The 17,798-nt window shown below is 47.7% G+C and carries 15 protein-coding genes; all 15 read right to left on the reverse strand.

What is annotated here, in order from left to right; genetic code table 11:
- Window positions 1-116: 116 nt before the first annotated feature.
- The 15 genes from OIN60_RS10420 to OIN60_RS10490 all read right to left on the reverse strand — a co-directional run bounded on the left by OIN60_RS10420 (window position 117) and on the right by OIN60_RS10490 (window position 17,708).
- Window positions 117-935 (reverse strand): M15 family metallopeptidase, encoded by an 819-nt coding sequence (locus OIN60_RS10420; protein ID WP_305755518.1) that lies wholly within the window; start codon window positions 933-935, stop codon window positions 117-119.
- 19 nt (window positions 936-954) lie between these two features.
- Window positions 955-2,289, reverse strand: coding sequence for a M56 family metallopeptidase (locus tag OIN60_RS10425; protein WP_305754807.1), 1,335 nt, complete (start codon window positions 2,287-2,289; stop codon window positions 955-957).
- 10 nt (window positions 2,290-2,299) lie between these two features.
- Window positions 2,300-2,653, reverse strand: a complete 354-nt coding sequence (locus tag OIN60_RS10430) for a BlaI/MecI/CopY family transcriptional regulator (protein ID WP_305754808.1) — start codon at window positions 2,651-2,653, stop codon at window positions 2,300-2,302.
- A gap of 188 nt (window positions 2,654-2,841) precedes the next feature.
- Entirely contained in the window at window positions 2,842-4,707 is a 1,866-nt protein-coding gene (locus OIN60_RS10435) for an IucA/IucC family protein (RefSeq protein ID WP_305754809.1), read from the reverse strand.
- Complete coding sequence (locus OIN60_RS10440; protein ID WP_305754810.1) at window positions 4,704-5,915, reverse strand: type III PLP-dependent enzyme; 1,212 nt, start codon at window positions 5,913-5,915, stop codon at window positions 4,704-4,706. Before OIN60_RS10440 ends, OIN60_RS10435 begins: the two co-directional genes overlap by 4 nt.
- Complete coding sequence (locus OIN60_RS10445) at window positions 5,912-6,691, reverse strand: HpcH/HpaI aldolase family protein (RefSeq protein ID WP_305754811.1); 780 nt, start codon at window positions 6,689-6,691, stop codon at window positions 5,912-5,914. Before OIN60_RS10445 ends, OIN60_RS10440 begins: the two co-directional genes overlap by 4 nt.
- Entirely contained in the window at window positions 6,688-8,424 is a 1,737-nt protein-coding gene (locus tag OIN60_RS10450; protein WP_305754812.1) for an IucA/IucC family protein, read from the reverse strand. The genes OIN60_RS10445 and OIN60_RS10450 overlap by 4 nt, the downstream gene beginning before the upstream one ends.
- Window positions 8,425-8,440: 16 nt before the next feature.
- On the reverse strand, window positions 8,441-10,123 hold the full coding sequence (locus tag OIN60_RS10455) for an IucA/IucC family protein (RefSeq protein ID WP_305754813.1): 1,683 nt from the start codon (window positions 10,121-10,123) through the stop codon (window positions 8,441-8,443).
- On the reverse strand, window positions 10,092-11,534 hold the full coding sequence (locus OIN60_RS10460; protein WP_305754814.1) for an MFS transporter: 1,443 nt from the start codon (window positions 11,532-11,534) through the stop codon (window positions 10,092-10,094). The genes OIN60_RS10455 and OIN60_RS10460 overlap by 32 nt, the downstream gene beginning before the upstream one ends.
- The gene (locus OIN60_RS10465; protein ID WP_305754815.1) at window positions 11,531-12,877 is read right to left on the reverse strand and encodes a diaminobutyrate--2-oxoglutarate transaminase; all 1,347 of its coding nucleotides are present in this window, start codon (window positions 12,875-12,877) and stop codon (window positions 11,531-11,533) included. The genes OIN60_RS10460 and OIN60_RS10465 overlap by 4 nt, the downstream gene beginning before the upstream one ends.
- On the reverse strand, window positions 12,874-13,776 hold the full coding sequence (locus tag OIN60_RS10470; protein ID WP_305754816.1) for an ATP-grasp domain-containing protein: 903 nt from the start codon (window positions 13,774-13,776) through the stop codon (window positions 12,874-12,876). The genes OIN60_RS10465 and OIN60_RS10470 overlap by 4 nt, the downstream gene beginning before the upstream one ends.
- Before the next feature lie 285 nt (window positions 13,777-14,061).
- On the reverse strand, window positions 14,062-14,838 hold the full coding sequence (locus tag OIN60_RS10475; protein WP_305754817.1) for an IucA/IucC family C-terminal-domain containing protein: 777 nt from the start codon (window positions 14,836-14,838) through the stop codon (window positions 14,062-14,064).
- Window positions 14,810-15,631 (reverse strand): ABC transporter ATP-binding protein, encoded by an 822-nt coding sequence (locus OIN60_RS10480; protein WP_305754818.1) that lies wholly within the window; start codon window positions 15,629-15,631, stop codon window positions 14,810-14,812. The genes OIN60_RS10475 and OIN60_RS10480 overlap by 29 nt, the downstream gene beginning before the upstream one ends.
- Before the next feature lie 26 nt (window positions 15,632-15,657).
- Window positions 15,658-16,698 (reverse strand): FecCD family ABC transporter permease, encoded by a 1,041-nt coding sequence (locus OIN60_RS10485; RefSeq protein WP_305754819.1) that lies wholly within the window; start codon window positions 16,696-16,698, stop codon window positions 15,658-15,660.
- On the reverse strand, window positions 16,695-17,708 hold the full coding sequence (locus tag OIN60_RS10490; protein ID WP_305754820.1) for a FecCD family ABC transporter permease: 1,014 nt from the start codon (window positions 17,706-17,708) through the stop codon (window positions 16,695-16,697). Before OIN60_RS10490 ends, OIN60_RS10485 begins: the two co-directional genes overlap by 4 nt.
- Between the last annotated feature and the right edge of the window lie 90 nt (window positions 17,709-17,798).

Here is a 17,798-nt window from a genome sequence, read left to right on the forward strand (position 1 = left end):
TTGTACACATAGATGTATCCAAGTTGTAAACAACAGCAAAAAAAGATCAGGCCTCTCTGTTTTGAAAGAGCCTGATCATAGAATACACTATACAGTTTGGAAATAAACCGCCTTCATCAAGGCTGGGTCGTTACAGGAAGAACTTCCCCAAAGTATTCCTCCAGCGTAATCCCCTGCGTGCTGACCTCTTTAGCAAGATCGATGCCTACATACCGGAGGTGCCACGGTTCGTATTTATATCCGGTGATTTTCTCCTTACCTTCCGGGTAACGAATAATAAATCCGAAATCGGCTGCATGAGCTGCAAGCCATTCCGCTTCCGGAGTACCCGCGAAGCAGGACTCGGCCGCACAGCTTCCGTCAGTGCCTGAGACATCTATGGCCAGCCCGGTTTGATGCTCACTGGTTCCCGGATAAGCGCTATAGGTTTTGGCTTTTTCTTCGCCATCCTTAGCAACATATTGATTAAAAATAACCTTTTGCCGCTCCTCCGACCGATAACCGGACACCCCTGCGAGATAAATTCCATCCTTCTCGGCAGCAGCGAACAAATCCTCAAGCGCTTTGGCAGCCTCTTTCCGCAGCATGCGTTTCTCGATCTTTTCATCAAAGAGAAAGCGGACATTCGGATATACAAGATCGTCAGGACTGTAATTTTCAGGAAGACGATTCTGTTTGTTGACCATTACGGTTACCACATCGGGGTCTGCAACCACAGGCAGCGAGTCGCGATCTTGCTTCTCCTTCTTGGTGTTCTTCCCATCCGCAGCAGGTGCGGGTTGCACCTTGACTTCTTCTTTCCGGGAAGTACCCCGCTCATTCGTACTGCCTCCCTGCGGCTGAGTTGTTTGCTCCTGGAAGCACGCTGACAGCAGAATAGATACACCTGTACAGACAAGCAGCAGGCCTGCATAGAACTTTTTATTGCTTTTCAACACGTATGAACCTCCACTCTTAACCTACGGCATCCCCGGCGGAAATGGTTTTTACCACCTCGCCTGTCTTGGAATCCATTTCAATGTAATAACATCCGATGCTCGCATAGTCTTCCGGTTCGGTAGGATTAAATTCAATGCGCCAAACCGTTTCACCGGTTTTCTCATAAGACCAGAAGTAAGGAGTGACCGTAAATTGACTGAGCGTTTGGGAAGATACCCCGTACTGCTTCGCAACCTGCTCTGTTGCCGTGCGAACGGCTTTCTCAACAGCCATGTCAGATGGGCCAGGTATCGCTGCTTCGGGCAGGTTGAGTTCTTCTGTTTGCGCAGAATTCGTTACACTTCCTTCAACCGCGGGTCCTTTCAGCATTTGAGCTTTGTCGGCTGCGGAGCTGTCGGCAAACACACTTGCGGCACCTACAACGAGCAGCAGAGCCACACTCATCGTTAAGACAGAAGCTTTTTTAAATTTCATAATGGATGTAATCCTTTCTTCTGTGAGATTTTTACTATAGCCGTTGTATAAAGGGCTGAATTTCGCCTTCTGCTCAGCCATCGCAATCAATGACATCGCATAGTTCGGTTTTGCTTGTTCACCAAATATCCTGATGACCTTCTCGTCACAAGCAAGCTCTATATCCCTGCTCATCAGCTTGTACAGCAACCAGGCCAGCGGATTAAACCAGTGGACACACAGCGCAGCCAGCAGCACCATTTTCCACAAGGTATCCAGCCGTCTGATATGAGTCAGCTCGTGCATCAGAATAAAGCTTAACTCCTGCTCATCCTTCACAGCCAGGGACTTCGGAAGAATGATCTTCGGCTTGAATATCCCGTACGCCAACGGTGTCGTTATGCGATCTGATACTACAATCTGCAGAGGACGCCGCAGCTTTTGCTCCTGCAGCCATCGTTCTACGAAGGAATTATTGTATGGCAGCGCCATGCTTAATTGCCTGTAGCTCCTGTAGAAAGCAATCCCGAACCAGAGGATGAAACCAGCCATACCGGCAATCCAGATCACAGTCAAAACCTCTTGAACGCTGACTGCAGCAATTCGGTCAGGAGTTACGGCCAGCACAGCGGCCACGGAACCAGGCTCATACGTATGTTTTGCGGCTTCTATGCTCTGAGACCCTCCCGTGATCCTGCCGATCCATGTGTCAGACAGGCTATGTATCCCCAGCCAGGAAGGCACCGGAATGCTCCATGGGAACAAGAGCCTGCACAAAGCAATGCCCCATAGCATTAGAAAAAAGCTTTTGGGAAAAAGGTGCAGAGCTAGCCATCGGATCACCATAACGGCTACAATCAACATACTGGCCGACAGACTCATTTCAATGATGTTCATGGCACGCACCTTATTTCAGCTTATTGACCATTTGCTTCAGCTTCTCAATTTGGTCTTTATCCAAATTTTTCTCATTCACGAACGAAGCGAAGAACAACTCCGGAGACCCGTCATACCATTTACTGATCAGCTCGGTTGTTTCCTGTTCTTGAACATCCTCCTTACTGATGGCAGCTCTGCAGGTGAAATGAGGCTCAAGACGTTCAACCGCCCCTTTATCAATGCATTTCTTGATGACGGTATAGGTCGTATTTCGGTTCCAGCCCACTTCTTCCTTCAGAATCTTGGCTAGCTGGCCTGCTGTACAGTCGCCTTCTCTCCACAGCACTTCCATCACCTTAAGCTCTGAATCAAACAATTTCAAATATGGTTCACCCCCTATGTGACTATTCTAATAGTCATCTTGTATGCTCATCATATACGCTCCACACCAGAGTGTCAATGACTACTTCAGTAGTCAAATGCCGAAACAGCGTCCGCATGCTAGAAAAAAGCAAAGACGGCTTCTGATCATCAGAAACCGTCTACTCATTGCATGGATCTATACCTTATCTATGGGTTATATACAGGTTTAGGTTTGACTGCCGAAGCAAACCTTTCGGAATAAAAGGGATTATACCCGCTGCCTTTTCCGGAGGGCATCGCTCCCGGAACACCGTCGGCCTCCAGCAGTGGGCGAATAATCAGCTTCACCGGCCACTCTTCCTGTTCAAACAACACCGTTTGCAGCCTCTTCCGGTCGGCTTCAGGAATATCGATAGTATCCAACGCTTCCCGTAGTTTGGCTTCTGTTATCCTCCACATGATGTTCTCCGGTATTTCATAAGCTTCAGACAATGCTTCCATGATCGCAGCCAGATTGACCTGGGTGCCCAGGCTTTGAACATAAAAAATTAATTTATCCAGCGTTTCATTGTATAAGCTGTTGGAATATCCTGGCCTGATATGGTAGCCCGGGTCTTGGATCTGATGCCTGTCCAAATACGGTTGATGCAGCCGCACCGAATCATGATCTCTGAACAGCAAACCAGTGATCCTGTTATCCTTCAGTACAATACAGCAATTCTGACCATGGATTTCAGGCACAATCCCAACCTTAAATAACCTCATGACAATATCATAAAAAATAGCCGACAGCTCCGTATAGAACGTAAGCACTTCTGCTTTAGAGGGGCTGCCTCCCCAAATAAGGCTAAGGAGATGAGAATGGTTGGTCAGCACGACACCCAAAGCGGACATGGGAATAATCTTATATCCTTCCTGCACAATTTCCTGAGGATAGATTCTCAACTGCGCCGCCAAATGCCGGGGGTGATCATCGAATAGCCCCATAGATTCGGGCATATATCCCCACCAATGCTTTTCTTCACATAAAAAAACTCGCTCCGCCAGTGTTTCGTCACAAGCTACCGCCTGACGGAACATTTTCTCACCAGCTAATCCGTTTAACAATTTCACAACAGGCAGATACCTGGCTGCACCCAGTGATTTAACACTGAGGGGCAACTTTACCATTCGGGTTGATGCAGCAGTCCCTGTTAATGAACGGACCGAGGAGGTGGCCAGAAATTCGCCTGCTTGTGCATCCAATACAACAACCGTTCTGTCCTCTATTTCTGTCCGGTAATTGGGCAGAATGATATTTTTCAACTGCCATGGATGTACAGGAATCATGGTGTACTGATTCGGGGATATTCCTTTCTCCGCCAGTTCCTGCTTAATCACGGCCCTTTCTGGTTCGCTCAGTACATCCAATGCTTCTACTTCCTCTTCCGGGCTGCCTTTTATTAGGGCATGGTTGCTTACAGCTACCCAGCGCAAGATGATTGGTTGTGCAAATTCGGCCATAAATTGTTGATAGTCCTGTGAGGATAAACCTACCTTGGCTTTCGAAAGCGGATGAAAGGGGCGGTCACGCAAAGAGGCAATTCTCTCCCCCGTGACATACCAGTCATACGGAGTTTCGGGCACAGAAGCAGGTTGATCGGCCAACCGCTGCAGACTCAGGTCTAGCTGCTCAACCGACACTTTCAAGCCCTCCAGAAATTCCTGCACTCCCGGATGCGCATAGGCCTCTTCAGATAATGTGCTGCGCAGCACAATTTGTGCCAGCTCAGAGGAAGCCTGGATTTCAAGCCATTCATCTCCTATATTCTGATAGATCGGGGAATCCAACACCCACTGATAGCCCTGCTTACAGCTTTCCTGGATCAGAAAATATATTTCACCTGCGTATACTAAAGCCTCTTCATCCTCTGCGTAAAGCTCCCGAAGGCTTGAAGGTGCTGCTGAAAGGAGCGCCGTTGTAGCTTCATTGATCGTAAAAAATCGCTCCGCGATAAACGCATCCATTAAGTCCTTCATGATCCGTTGTTCAGCAGACCTGCTTTCGGCTTGAGCTGCGGCGTGATGCTTCATTCATGATCTCCCCCAGTTAAATAGTAGAATTCAGGATGCGGATGTCCCAGGAAATCATGGTGGGAGATCGTCCAGCAATATGCGCCTGATTTCTCAAAAACAAGTACATCCCCCACACGCAGTCGTTCCACTGCGGCATCCGCATGAAGCCGGTCCTTGGGTGTACACAGCTCGCCCACGATCGTAACTTTCTCCTGCTTAATTTCCGGTCTCGGGAAAGGATACGGCCAGCTTTCGAGCGGAACAACGTGAAACGGATGATTATGCCCCCATGAAGCAGGCAACCGGTTATGATGCGTCCCCCCTCTTACAACAGCAAAGTATTGACCCTGTGATCGTTTGATATCAACAATCTCAACGGCATAATAACCGTGATCAGCGACGACTACTCTTCCAGGCTCAAAATAAAGCTCTGTTGTCTCTAAGCCTGCCACGGTTCGAATTTGTGCCAACAAGGCAGTGAATCGCTGCCAGTCGAAGCCTGATGAGCCATCATAAGAGACCCCAATACCCCCGCCTGCGTTGATGACCTGAATGTGCAAATCATATTTATCCTTCCACACTGCCACCTTTTGCAAATAATACTGAACCATGTCTGCATGCAGGTCCGCCTGCAAGTTGTTGGATAAGGAATGAAAGTGAAAACCACTCAAATGAACGTAGGTATTACCTGCCTCCTTGAGTATAGATACTGCTTCTTCAATAAATTGCTCATCCAGCCCAAACGGAGACGGGCGGCCGCCCATCTGGATTTTCGTCTGCGGTAAGGTGTCCGTCCTCAGATTAACGCGCAGCAGGATATGCACATCCTTTGTCCGTTCTCTCGCCAGCAGGATCAGCTTTCTTAATTCCAGCAGACTTTCGACATGGATATAGGCCACATCTTTACTGATCGCCAGCTCAAGCTCGTAGTCTTTCTTCCCTGGCCCTCCGAATAGAACAGGAACACTTTCAGACACCTCCCTCACCTTGAGCAACTCACCGGCCGACGCCACTTCAAATCCGTTTACCAATGGCAGCAGCGCCTCAATGATTCTCTTATCCGGATTGGCTTTAATGGCGTAAAACAAGCTTGTCCGCTCAGGCAGCGTGTTCAACATGCTTCTTACCTGCTGCCGAATGCCGTCAAGATCATAGATATAAGCGCAAATCGGCGCTTTGCTGTTTTCCCGCAGCTCGTGGATTAGATGTATAACTTTAGGATTCATACTTCCCCTCCGGCAGACCCTCGATATTCGTGCAGCTTCTGTCTGTATGCCCTGAAAGCTGTGTTCCTGTCATCGCCAAGCACAAAAATACGTGTGCCGTTGTCCGCCCATTGGGTATAACCGTCTAAACTTCTGGCAACGGACGCATAAGGCACGCTGCATCGTCTGGACACTTCCAATAGCTCCTCCAAATTCCTCTGCACCTCCGAATGGCCGGTATCCCATGGCACATGAAGCGACTGGGACAAATCTGCCGCTCCTTCCAGTACAAAACTGACCTGCGGCACAGATAGAATCGTTTCGCTTTGCCGAACACCTTCTACACTTTCGATCATAGGCACGATCATAATTTCTTCATTCGCTCTGGCGATATATTCGCTTAACGGATATTTTCCAAATACACCTGGCCTGCCGCTGTTCAGGCTTCTCCTGCCAAGAGGATGGTAAAATGCATACTGAACGGCCTTCTCCACTTGCTCCTTCCGTTCCACATGCGGGATTACAATGCCCTGCGCACCGCAGTCCAGCACCTTCAATATTTCAATCCGATCCACCTTGGATATTCTTACGAGCGGGGTCATCTCCAGCAATTCTGCTGCCCGAATCAGTTCTTCAACCGTCTCCATATTAGTGGACGCATGTTCGTAATCGATGATGATAAAATCATATTCTGCATGACCAATCATTTCGACCACAATCGGATGCGGAATCGATACAAATAATCCATAAACCGTTTCGTTTCTTTGTATTTTTTCTTTCAGCCTGTTTTTCCTCATAACAACAGATCCTTTGCCAGTCGCAGAGAATTTTTCACAGACCGGAAATACAGTTCACTGTCTCCATAAATACGCCGTTTTGTCATTTCTTCCACCAGGGCATTTTCAGAAAATAAATCAAATATCTCATACCGTTCCTTATACTCCGGGTGAGCCTCTTGGTAGGTCAGGATCGTTTGTGCACAATTTTGCCAGAATTCAATCTCGCTTAAGCCCAATTTCTCAAACGCAAAGCAAATTTCCGTCATGCAAATAAAGAAGAAAGCATCATAAGTGTAATCTCTTACCTCCGACACATTCTCGGTTTGGAGAAAGGAATATCTGTTAAATTTGCGGTGAGTCTCCGGCTCAGGATGTAATTTCGGAGCCCAATCCGGCCGCAGCAGCTTGTCTGGCGTATAACGGACACCATCATGCAGATCTTTGACGATTATTCTTTTCGGGAAATTGTTTTCTACGACCAATATAATATTCTGGGCATGGGATTCTAGTGCAATGCCATGGGCATACAGCAAGTGAATGATCGGCAGCGTCACCGTTCTGATCAGCGCCTCACTCCATGGCCTGATTCCGTGCTGATCAATGGCTTTTTGAATGAAGGGCTCTCCGTTTTTTTGTATAAGAAACAACGCGTTCAGCGGCCATGCCTCTTCATTTTCTTCAAGACAGACAGAGATATTTTCCCTGTATATGGCACCAAGCGTTCCATACGCTAAGCGGTACGGAATGGACTGCATCTCATCATATCGGAACGAAATCCCCATAACCTCTCTTAAAAGTTGAAACTGCTCCTTCAGTAAAAACGGATCATTCTGAATGATTTTAAACAGCCAATTGCTGATGAGCGGCGCATTTTGCGTAGTGTGATGAGCAAGAATACGGCTCGTTGAGGTATTCGTTATGCTGAGTGAGAGCTTAATATAACTGGCTTCGGCATTGCTGCGATGGGACAAGGAACGAATCGATTGCTGCGGCCTGTACGCACTGCTTGACGTGCCAAGACTGATCATATCCTTGTCCGCCCATTGCTGGGTGAAAAGGGATTGAAGCCGATGTTCCCACTGCCAGGGATGCACGGGAAGGAAAATATATTTTTTGCGGCTGTTGCCCTTCTCCTGTACGATTTGTTGAAATTGGGTGATGTCCTCCTCGGTCAGATGCTGCTTAACTATTTCATTCAAGGACGTTTCTGGGGATACGGATACATCCGTCAGCTCCTCATTGACTGCGACCCAATGAATATGTACGTTCTGGTTAAACTCCGGCCCATAGGCCATATTATCCGTGAGCGAGAACCCGATCCTTGATTTGTAGCTTGGATGATAAGGATGTCCGTCCGTCATATGGCTTTCCAATGCTTCATAATGCCTGTCTTCCGCAGAAATATGCTCCGGCTGAAGCTCCTTGGACTGCTGATCCTTCACGAGTGTTTCCAGCAGCTCATGAATAAACTGATCCGTCAGCAGCCCGCTCAGCTTATTCTGAAGCAGCTCTTCGAGAAAGACATAAATATTGCAGCAAATCTCTCCCTCTCTCCTAATGGAGCCTTTCTTGATTTTGATTCTGCCAAAGGACCATTTCTCGTCTGCCTGGCACGAGTAATGGACAATGCCTCCGTCAGCCTTTATTCCTGTAAACAGCCACTCTTGTTCTGCCCGTTCTGTGTCCATGATCCCTTCATAAATGAAGGCCTCCAGCGTCTGCCGCATGATTCTTTCGCTTACTTCCTCCATGCAAGAAACCTCTTCTTTATACAAACTGCTTACCGTCTTCACTCGTCTCACTCCCCATATACTTCATTACGTTGGTCACTGGAATATAAGCTGGACTTTCGCTATTTCCCGTAAGACAGCTCATCAGGTTCTTTTTCGCAAGAAAGGCGTCCGCGGTCAGCAAATGCTGAATCAACTCTCCCTTGTTCCTTGCGTACTCCTCCACAAGAACTTCCCAGACCATCCGCCAAAACTGCTCTTCAGTTCCGTCAACACCACTGGCGATCGCATGGATCAGAGATCCTAGATGATTGACAAAAAAATAGTACGCCGTACGCGCCCAAGCATCTTCCTTCGAATAGAATAGCGGCCCTGCCGTGTTCTCATTGGCGCCTGCCCTCTCCCTATTCACACTAACCCCTTCCAAATCCCGAATGATAAAGACATGCGGCAGGCCGTCCCTGATCGTTAATAAGGAATTTTGCAAATGAGCTTCAAAATGAATACCTTCCACCTCGGCGACCCGAATGATCGGCAGCAAAGAAATTTGCAGATATCGCCTGAACCATTCGTCTATGCTGCGATTGTTCATCAATGAGAATAACCGCGGCCGCTCTCCTGTTAGGGGTACTTCCACCAGACTGGACAGGACGTATGTGGAAGACTCATCGAAATCGATGGATCGATAGGCTGACGTGAACAACTTTGTAATTTCATCATCTCCGAATCGGCAGGTGCAGACGCCTATTTCATAGGCGATTTGGGTATGCGGCTCTTGTGCAAAGCAGCCTTTCCTTAATAAATAGCCGGCCGCATCCATCGTTCTCCGCATTTGCTCCCGGTTATTGTTTCTCATCAAGTTGGTAATCTGAATATTTAGCGAGAGCTTGATGTTACATTTCAAATCAGGGATATACACCGTACGCACTGAGGAAGTCGGATACACCCGGGGGCCCAAGCTCCCAAGCGGAATGAGCTTATCCTGTTCGATATACTCCTGTACTGCCTGAATCGTCTGAACATGTTCATACTGCCAGGGATGGAGAGGCAGTATAGCATAGCTATGGCCCTTTTCCATCAACAATCGGCGGGTATGCCCTGCAATAGTTACATCCAAATCAATTCTGCGGTGTTCCGTCACCCACTCTTCTTCAAAAACATCCTCCCGAACCGCGAAATAACACAATTGGAACGAGCTGCGAAGCTCGGGACAATAGGCTCTAACTTCCTGTGCGCTAAACCCCATTGTATTCTTGGGGAATGGATGAAACGGATGACCATACAGCAGCGATTGCTCGGATGATATGTAATCCTGCACCTGACCGCTGTCGGAATGCTGCAAAAATAAAACCAGCTTTTCATAGCTGTTCTCCACTTTATTTATAAAATCAATCGTCCGCTCGTCCGGAATGGACGGGTCCTGCTGCCTCAACTCTTGTATGATCAATTGGACTAAATAAGCATGGTCCAATGCCTCTCCTCCATTGACATAGAAGCTTTCATATTCATGCTCTCCTGTCACCGAGAAATAAGAAAATCTTCCATAGATATGAACACCGCTTGCCCCAAAGCGGATCGTGTATGTGTATTCTTTGGGATCAATGGCAACTGACTCTGGATGTTCTGAGCAAAATTCTCTGATATAGCTGTTCAGCAGCACCTTGCACTGATGAAGATTTGCCTTTATTTCAGACCGCAGATTGTCTACTGTTTCCAACATCGATAGCTACCTTCTTCCTTTTCACTACTAAAACAAGCGGTAATGTCGCCAGCATCAAGAAGCCAAGGGCTATACATTCTTCCTTTAACGCGAACCACTTGGCAAGCTCTACACTCACTCCCGAGGAAGAGATCGTTTGCCAGCGGACCTCGTAATAAACCGCCAGCAGCATGACAACAAATGAGGATGTTAAACGTTCGATCGTACTGGATAATACAGAACCTTCATGCAAATCATCTTCCGACAGCGAGTTCAGCCCGACGGTGGTGATCGTTAAGCTGGACAAGCCGTTTCCAATTCCTCTAACCGCCATCATAAAAGCAATGACAATGAAAGATACGGACTGTGGAAAAATTGCAAATACAAGTACAGAAATGGCAACTAGTACGATGCCATAGGAAATAAAATTTAACGATCTGCCTTTATCGATGAAGCTACCACCAATCCAAGCGAACAGGCTCGTAAATATGGCTGCCGGAATAAACACAGCGCCCGTTATCGATGGAGCCAGATGGAATACCTCCTGCAGCATCAGCGGCAGAACCAGAATCACACCGAACATCACAGAATCCTGAATCGCTGAAATAAGAACCGTCATGGCATACAGCGGATTTCTTTGCAGCAGACGATAACGGATTAAAGGCTCGGTTCTATCATTCTCTTTTTGTATAAAACGGACTGCCGCAATCGCCCCCAGCATCATCAGTGAGGCAGGTAGCCAAAATGAAACGGTCTGAATCGAAATGAGCTGAATCCCCAGACTTATAGCAGCAACGCTGACAACCATCAGAACCACACCCTCCAAGTGAACTGCCTTGCGGCGAACAGGCTGGTAGGATTCCATGTTCGTGCAGCACAACAGCAATGACAAAAGCGCAAAGGGGACATTCATCCAGAACAAATGCTTGATTTCACCAAATTGAATGATCAAACCGCCCAAGGTCGGTCCGATGACCGGGGCAATCATAAGCAGCATCCCCCATAATCCAGTGATTCTGCCTCGTGCTTCCTGACCATACATATCAAACAGCAGCACCAGCGACAATGGGATCATTAGACCGGCTGCCGCTCCATGCATGAAACGTACCATTAGCACAACCTGTACATGCTCATAGAACAGACCCCCAAGAACTGAGGACAGACCATAAATACCAAGCCCGGCAATATAAGCGCTTTTTCTGCCGATCCGATCTACGATAAGCGAGGTTAGCGGCATCGTAATTGTCATCGCCAACATGTAAAAAGTAATCAGCCATCCGCCCAATGCCGTGGAGATACCGTATAATCGCACAAAGCCCGGCAGCAAAATATTAAAAGCGCTGTTCGTTAAAACCAGTGAAAAAGCTCCGCTCATAATAGCTAATAAAATGATATGTTTGTGTGCCTTCCTGACCTTCACCCTTCGAATCACAGCATCTCAATCGCTTCTTCAACAGATTTCTCAAAAATATACAGTACTTCCGTAGCTTCGTGTTCCGTTATCGTAAGCGGAGGCAGGAATCGCATCACGGCGGAATGACGGCCGCCAACCTCAATAATCAGCCCATTTTTAAAGCATCTTTCTTGCACACAGGCAGCTAATTGTCCGGATGGCGGGTAATGCCCCAATTGGTCTTTAGACGCTGACGTATTCACCATTTCCACGCCAATCATTAATCCTCGTCCGCGCACATCGCCAATTTCTTCGTATTTTGCTTGGAGGCTGTGAAGATAAGCGAAAAATTGCTCGCTGCGCTGCTCTACATTTTCAAGCACCCGGTTATTCTTCAGGTACTTTAAGGTCGCCAAGCCTGTCGCCATCCCCAACTGATTGCCGCGAAATGTCCCGATATGGGCACCCGGATTCCACTGATCCAGCTCTTCTTTGTAAATCAGTACGGACATGGGCAGGCTACCCCCAATCGCTTTGGAGCAAATAATAACATCTGGAATAATACCCGCATGCTCGAATGAAAACATTTTACCGGTTCGTCCGATACCGGTCTGCACCTCGTCGATGATTAAAGGAATCCCCCTTTCCGCCGTAATGCGTCTCATCTCTTTCAGCCATTCAATATCCGCGGGAATGGATCCGCCTTCTCCCTGGACGGTTTCCAGAATCATGCCGCATGGAGCGGCGATACCGCTCTCGCAATCATCCAACAGATTTTCAATGTATTTTGCACTGATTCTAGCTGTCTCTCCCCGGCCAATGCCGAATGGGCACCGATATTCATAAGGGAATGGCAGAAAGTGCACGTCCGGCAGCAAACTTTGCAAGTGCTGCTTCTTGCTCAGGTTGCCGCTCATAGACATGGTTGCTTGTGTCGAGCCATGATAACCGCCTTGGAAAGCCAGAATCGATTTCCCCTTAGTTGCGTTTTTCACCAATTTAATGGCAGCTTCTACGCCATCCGCCCCCGTCGGGCCACAAAATTGGATTTTGGTAGTGTCTTTTAACTTTTCAGGGAGGATTGAGAAAATTTCTTGCATAAATTCAATTTTTAAAGGAGTCGCCAAGTCCAACGTATGTAAAGGAATCTGCTCGTCCAACACATCCTCAATCGCCCGGATCACAACTTGATGATTATGCCCCAGTGCCAGAGTGCCTGCGCCTGACAAGCAATCATAGTATCGCCTGCCTTCCACATCCGTAACGATCATCCCCTTCGCTTTACTGATTACGAGCGGGAAATGGCGCGGATAGGATTTTGCGTTGGATTCTTTTTCGTTCTGAATTTTCAAGTACTCATTCTCAACATTTACTGGAATCATGATTCGAACACTCCTTTAAATAAATATTGCAGGTAAGCCCCCGCAACGTCTCTGGATTTTCCACAGAACGGAAAGACATGATCGGTTAGATCAGGCAAAGCGTTTACCTCAAGGATGCCTTCATTCTCTCGATTTAACGGCAGGCTGATATCTTTGCACCGGATGTCGATACCGGCAACATCAATCTTCAATACCCCTGCCGCCTGAATAGCCATCTCTGCATTAGCCGTACAAATCTCTTCCGTGCGGTCAATCACGATTTCAGTAATCTCATCCGCTGTTATATCTTCACTGTAGAACAATTGCACCTGTTCTCCTTTTACCGGAACATCCTGAAGTGCCTTGCCTTGATTATGGAGATTCAACAGCAGGCGTTCAGAGTCGCTTCTTATAACTTCCAAGCCCTCAAACTCATCCGCACCGTTACGTCCAAGCCTACCTTCGTTAAGGCCTTCAATAAGCTGCTTGATTGTGGAATCTCCATCGCCTTCTATATATGCCGGTTGATATTCCAACACCCCTGCGACGGCTCCGTCAATCACCAGTACCCGATAGTCATAACCGGTGATGTATTTTTGCACGATGACCTGCTCGCTGTACAATTTTGCTGTGGTGATGGCAGCATCCAGATCTGCTTCCTTCTCCATGCCTACAGCGACCCCGAGGCTGCGGCTGGCATCCATCGGCTTAACAACCCATTTGGGATTCCTGTTCAAAAAATCCAGCAGCTCGGCGCCCCTTGCAGAGACAATCATGTATTCCGGTACTGGCAGGCCGGCTCTTTTCAATAAATGATAGGAAGCCTCTTTGTTCTTAGCCAACAATCCAGCGATTAACGGCAGTCTATCAGATCGGGTCTTATTGATAATCAGCTCTTTATCTTTAGATTTCAGTATCAAAAAGTCCTCACAACCAGGTATCAGCAGTTTCCCTTCAATCCCCATTTCTTTTGCTCTGTCGATGATGAACCTGTTTTGGATGTTATTGACCAAAAAATCACTTCTTCCATAAATTTTGTAAAACAAATCTAGTAATTTCAGAATATATGATAATGATTATCATTGTCAATATATACAAGTATATTATATTTTTTTGTTGCAAACTCGGAGAAATCAAAAGTGAATTAGGGATTTGATCTAGGGGAAAGATGGGGTGGTATGGCAACCACCCATTCATAACGTGGATTATTCCTTTCTTAAGGGGCAGGTTGTGCAATAGTCATGCTCCTGAGAAACTTTATATAGCAGACAGCATGTTTTTCGCTTACGCTTGGGGATATTTGAAGCAGTCATAACCATATGGGAATTGTTGAACTTGGTGAGAGGATTCTCCTTCTCTCCAAATAAGTGCGCTGGCGCTTCATACAGCAAATAATGAAAATCAGCTTGGATTCGCAGCTTTTGTTCCTCCGTTGCTTCCTCCACCATCCGCTGTTCATATAACCAGTATACAGAGATCGCCATATTCTCCCATAGTATGGAGGTGGGAATTCTAGCGGCTTTAGAGATAGAACACCATACCTTAGCGATATTTTCCGCGAAAATACTGGTGATGATACGGTCGCGCCATTCCGTTCGTCCTTCTTCTGGCGGTTGAGTGACCTGACAATCGGTCAGACTTACTTCCGGCAGCCAGGAGCTACCCTGGAAGACGGACTCGATTCGGCAATTCTCGATAGCATAATTCAACCCTTTATTAAACATCGTCATAGCATATAAACCGGATGCCATCGTCAGATAAGCATACCGCTTAGAAAATTGTGAGGCTGCGGCCGCTTTGGCAGACGTGCTAAATATGTCGGCTGCCTGCTCCAAATATGCCTGACATTTCTCTATATCCAGCAATTCCCGTGCTGGTACGGACAATGAACTGTCAGACGTGCTGTTCTGGCACAGCCGATAATCCTTCGATAAAATTTCCAATTCCGCCGGCTCAAAATACGACAGTTGTGCGTTCAGCATAATCTATCCTTCTCCCCTTTCCGTGCGGAATGCATACCGGTGTGCCAAACAGCGGATCTGTGCTGATTTCACACTTCATCCCAAATACGGCTTGAACCATTTCGCCCGTAATAATGTCCTCGGGTTTGCCCTGGATATGGACCTTTTTGTTATGAATGGCAACCATATGATGCGCGTAGCGGGCAGCCAGGTTCAAGTCGTGAAGCACCATAACGATGGTCCGTTGTTCTTTTTCATTCAGTTCAAACAATAAATCAAGAATTTCGATCTGATGCGTCATATCCAGATAGGTCGTTGGTTCATCCAGGAGCAGAATATCCGTTCCTTGAGCAAGAGTCATGGCGATCCAGGCTCGTTGGCGCTGTCCACCGGAGAGAGAATCAACCAGGCGGTCCGCAAAGCCCTTTATTTGGGTAGCCTCCATGGCTTGGCTCACCATGCGCTCATCTTCTTCGGACCACTGCTGAAGCCAATTTTGATGAGGATATCTTCCCTGCTTTACTAGCTGCAATACGGTTAATCCTTCAGGCGCGATCGGTCCTTGGGGTAAAATAGCAATATTTCTCGCGACCTCTTTCGTCGGCGATTTTGCGATTGCTTTTCCGTCGAGCAGCACCATCCCTTTTTGCGGCTTTAACAAACGCGCTAATGAACGAAGCAGTGTAGACTTTCCACACCCGTTACTCCCGACGAAGACGGTAATTTCCCCTTGCGGGATCTTCAAATGAAGCTCATCTATAATCGGGCTATTCCCGTAGGACAAGGTTAATGCTTGAGTTTCCAGTAGTGGCATATGTTTACTCCCTTTAAATGTTTTGTTCACTGATCACGGTTGCGGAAGAGCAAATAGATAAAAAACGGTGCGCCGATGCCGGATACAAACACACCGGCCGGAAGATCAAGCGGCAAAAAGGCGGTGCGCGCCACGATGTCCGCCAATAAGACGATCATGCCTCCGATCAGAGCCGACACAGGCACAAGACTGCCAAATGAGCGGCCAACCAGTTTTCTGGATATATGCGGCGCGAGCAGGCCAACGAAGCCAATGCCTCCAGCATAGGCAACCGCCGATCCTGCCAAGGCAACACTGATAAATAAAAGCACAAATCGGTGCAACTGCACGCTTACCCCTAAACCGGCCGCCACCTGATCCCCCATCTCCTGAGCATTGGCAGTTCTGGCAAAGAATAAAGTCAAAGGAATACATATAAGCACCCAGGGCAGCATGGCAAGGATCTCGTCCCAATTTGCGCCATATACACTCCCGGTCATCCATAGATAAGCCTGCGTAATGGAGACTGTATCCCCAAGCACCAGCATCAGCGTAGTCATAGCGCTCATAGCTGCCGCCATCCCTATGCCTATAAGTACAAGCCGGATGGGAGTAACCCCTTTTTTCCATGCCAAAAGATAGATGAGCACAGAAATACATGCAGCCCCTGCAATCGCAGCCCATGGAAGCCAATCCATACTGACGGTGCCGGCAAAGTAAGTAATAAATATGACCGCCGCCAAAGTTGCTCCGCCTGTAACTCCGATAATATCCGGTGAACCCAGCGGATTTCTGACCATCCCCTGCAAAATAAGCCCGGATACCCCCAATGCAGCTCCTACCAGCAAGGCTAACAGCATGCGGGGTAACCTCAATGTATCAATGATATATGTATACTCGTCGTTCCCTGTCCCCAGTGAATGCTTGATCACCTCTATTGGAGGAATCACGGTGCTTCCAACCGATAATCCAGCCACAAGAAATGCCGTAAGCAGCATTATTAATGCTACAAGCACGACGATCAATCTTTTCTCGACCAGAAAAGAAATGTTCCCCGACCGGCTGCGCAGTGTAATGTATTTGCTCATTCCTTCGTGAACCCCCTGCGTGCAATATAGATAAAGAACGGGGTTCCGATTAGCGCTGTCATCACACCAATTGGCACCTCCTGCGGCATGATGATAAATCTTGCAATCACATCCGCGAGCAGCAGCAAACTGGCACCCAGAATCGCAGAATAGGGAATAATCCAGCGGTAATCGCTGCCGACAAGTCCACGGACCATATGGGGAACCATTAAACCGATGAAGCCGATGGAGCCCCCAACCGCAACAGAGCCTCCAGCCAGCACAATGATGACGACCGCCATCAATGCTTTAACCACAATGGTCCGCTGGCCCAGCCCTTTAGCGATATCATCCCCTGAAGTCAATATGTTCACTGGCTGCCCGAGCAGGAAAGCAACAACCCATCCCACGATCATAAACGGCAGGATAGGCAGCAGCATCTCTACCGATCGTCCTGCGACAGAACCAGCCAGCCAGAATAGTGCTCCTTCTAAATTTTGCCCACTGATGACCAATAAAGCCTGCGATAAGGATACGAATAGAGCATTGATAGCCGCTCCCGCCAGAACAATCTTAATGGGAGACAAGCCATCCCTTCCGAGCGAGCCCAGAAAATAAACCATGACCGCTGCAATGCCTGCGCCGATAAACGCAATCCACATATAATCTGTTAGTGAAGACATCGAAAAAAACGAAAGGCCCATCACGACAAAAAAAACGGCCCCGGAGTTAATTCCAAATACACTGGGTGAGGCCAGCGGATTTCTCGTGAGAGCCTGCATCAGCGCACCGGCCACAGCGAGACTTGCTCCGATCACAGTAGCAATGACTGCTCGCGAAAGCCTGGATGTCGTTAAAATGATATGCTCTGTGGATTGGCCGTCAAAATGAAGGAATGCATCTACAGCGGTCTTCAGCGGAATGGGCGTTTGGCCGAATACAATACTCGAAACAAAAGACCCTATGAGCAAGCACAAGCCAAGTATTAACCCAAGACCCTTTGCTGTTCGTCCAGAAAATAAGTGTGTCATGATTCTCTCTCTCACCAACTCATTATTTTTAAAAAGACAAGAACAAAGGTGTCAGACTACCAGCCTCTATTCTTGTCATTTCGCAAATCT

The sequence above is a fragment of the Paenibacillus zeirhizosphaerae genome, assembly GCF_030705605.1.
Taxonomy (GTDB): Bacteria; Bacillota; Bacilli; order Paenibacillales; family Paenibacillaceae; genus Paenibacillus; species Paenibacillus zeirhizosphaerae.